Below are 947 nucleotides of genomic sequence, written 5' to 3' on the forward strand. Positions count from 1 at the left end.
TATATACTGAATTCTAACCTTTACGGATATGAATTCTAACCTTTACGGATATATTATGTTATAATATTTTTGAACTATAAAGATATGTTTTAAGGGGTTAGTTTATGGCAAGAGATTTATTAATAAAACAAGAAAATAAATATATTTAGAAATTCATCAAAGTTTAGTAGCAGAACATTATTTAAATTTAAAATCTGATTATACAAATATTTATTTACCTTATACAAAAATCTAAGTATAAAAATATAGATATTATTGCTTCTAGTGAAAATGTTAGAAAATCTATATTTTTAATAAAAGATTTATATGAAGAAAAAGAAAAATATTTAATTGGAGATTTAATATATAAAATTAATAAAGAAATATTTGATAGTTATGATTATGTTTTGATTGATTATCCACCAACAGTAGATGAATTAAGTTTAAACTATTTATTAATTAGTGATTTAATATTAATTCCAATAAATAGTGGTATAGGTAGTTATAAAGGTATAGTTGATTTACAAAATACTTTGAATTATATTACTAATATTGATAAAAGAGATATGCCTGTAATTAAATTAGTTTTTAATAATATAAAGGATAATGAGAATACATCTAATATACTAGAATGACTAAAAGAAAAAAAATATAACAATTATTTAGTAACTACCAATATAAAGCATTCTGATACATTTATTAAAACTGAAAATGATTTAAGTAGTATTTGAGATAGTCAATATTATTGACGTCAAAAACAAGCTTATGAAGAACTCATTAAAGAAATCATGTAAAATTATATTAAGAATAAATTATGTGGAGGTAAGATATGTCAAATAAAGTTAAAAGACCAATGAATGCTTATATGCTTTTTAGTAAAGAAAAAAGAGCAGAGATTATTCAACAAAAACCTGAACTTAAATCAAAAGTTGCAGAAGTTGCCAAATTGATTGGTAATCATTGAAAAG

At 20.9% G+C, this 947-nt stretch carries 2 protein-coding genes; both read left to right on the forward strand.

Translation table 4 applies throughout. From position 1 onward, the window contains the following. Positions 1 to 221: 221 nt before the first annotated feature. On the forward strand, positions 222 to 773 hold the full coding sequence (locus RDJ14_RS05045; RefSeq protein WP_308150274.1) for a ParA family protein: 552 nt from the start codon (positions 222 to 224) through the stop codon (positions 771 to 773). Between the two features lie 59 nt (positions 774 to 832). After that, a partial coding sequence (locus tag RDJ14_RS05250) for a hypothetical protein (protein ID WP_374047470.1) occupies positions 833 to 947 on the forward strand: 115 nt, incomplete at its 3' end.

It is taken from the genome of Spiroplasma sp. AdecLV25b, assembly GCF_030913225.1.
Lineage (GTDB): Bacteria > Bacillota_I > Bacilli_A > Mycoplasmatales > VBWQ01 > Spiroplasma_E.